This is a genomic window from Methanococcus voltae (genome assembly GCF_024807655.1).
Lineage (GTDB): Archaea > AGJL01 > Methanococci > Methanococcales > Methanococcaceae > Methanococcus > Methanococcus voltae_D.
This window is the reverse complement of sequence record NZ_JANUCR010000015.1, coordinates 1-1,807: the sequence shown is the minus strand read 5'-3', so window position 1 is coordinate 1,807 and position 1,807 is coordinate 1. Positions and strand designations below refer to the sequence as shown.

Here is a 1,807-nt window from a genome sequence, read left to right as displayed (position 1 = left end):
ATTATCATTAATTGTTGCATTTATTGTAAATCCGGTGTTTACTGTTGAATTATTAACTGGTTTTAAGTTTGTAATTGTTGGTTTAGTCGTATCTACAGTAAATGTGTTTGGCTTAGTACCGTTTTTGTTGCCTAAATCATTTGTAGCAATAGCAGTTATATTATACGTACCTTCTGCTAAAGTTCCAGTAGTTCCCACATAACTGTTTGTACCTTTTGTTAAACTAACATTCTTATTTACCCCTGTTGATACAATATTAGCGATTAAACTAACATTTGAATCCGCAGTAATGTTTATTGTAATATCTGTTTCATTATATTTTGAATTATTGGATGGATTTATTATTTCCAAAACTGGTTTAGTCGTATCTACTGTGAAAGTAGATTCATTCGTATAGCTATTATTGTATAAATCAGTTGCAGTTATTTTTAATGTATAATTACCTGCATCCAAATTTGTAAGTAATTTTGTATGCAAATTTGAATTATTTGTATCTTCAGTTAAATTATATTTTAATATATCAATTCCTTTTATTAATGACATATTAATTTTTGATTTTTCATTAACTAAAACTTGAACATTTGTTGAAATACCCACTGTCGAATTATTAACTGGTTTAATAGATATAATTTTTGGAGCAGTTGTATCTACAGTAAATGTATATTCACTTGATACATTTGTATTATTTATATTATCCATAGCATAAACTTTCAAACTGTATTTATTATCCGTTAATGTTTTATTTAATGTATAATAGCTACCATTAATGTTCATTGTATAATTAGTTCCGTTTATGTTAGCTTTTACTTCTTTAATGCCCCTTGCATCATTAGCGGTTGCGTTAATTAATATATTATCTGTATTATATACATTATTATTTAATGGGGTGTTTATTGCTACATAAGGGTCTGTTGTATCTATTACAATCCATAGTTTTTTAACCGCCCTATTTCCTGCATTATCAAAAGCATAGAATATTAAAGAGTGATTTCCCTCATCTAATAGATTATAGGATGTATAATAAAATGTAGGGTATTCTGCAAGTGTAATGTTCCAATTACCATAAAGTTCAGATACTATTTTATCTACACCACTACTATCTGTAGCAGTTATGTTTACCATAAAATGGTTTACATTAAATATTGATTTATTTTCTGGGGAATGCACTGTAAAAGTTGGAGCAGTTGTATCAACTTTAAATGTATATTCACTTGATACATTTGTATTATTTATATTATCCATAGCATAAACTTTCAAACTGTATTTATTATCCGTTAATGTTTTATTTAAGGTATAATAGCTACCATTAATGTTCATTGTATAATTAGTTCCGTTTATGTTAGCTTTTACTTCTTTTATGCCCCTTGCATCATTAGCGGTTGCGTTAATTAATATGTTATTCGTAGTGTACACCGTATCATTTAATGGGGTGTTTATTGCTACATAAGGGTCTGTTGTATCTATTACAATCCATAGTTTTTTAACGGTTCTATGTCCTAAATTATCAAAAGCATAGAATATTAAAGAGTGATTTCCCTCATCTACGCCAGTATAGTATATATAATAATATGTAGGGTATTCTGCAAGTGTGTTGTTCCAAGTACCATAAAGTTCAGATACTATTCTATCTACACCACTACTATCTGTAGCAGTTATGTTTACCATAAAACGGTTTACATTAAATATTGATTTATTTTCTGGTGAAACTATATTTAATATAGGACCTTGAGTATCAAATACTAATGGTAAGTAATCTACATTTCCTAATGAGATGTTATATATTTCATCACAAAAACCATCGCCGTTT

General features: G+C 27.9%; 1 protein-coding gene. It reads right to left on the bottom strand.

Translation table 11 applies throughout. From position 1 onward, the window contains the following. A partial coding sequence (locus tag J3E06_RS08485) for an Ig-like domain-containing protein (protein WP_259165088.1) occupies window positions 1-1,807 on the bottom strand: 1,807 nt, incomplete at both ends.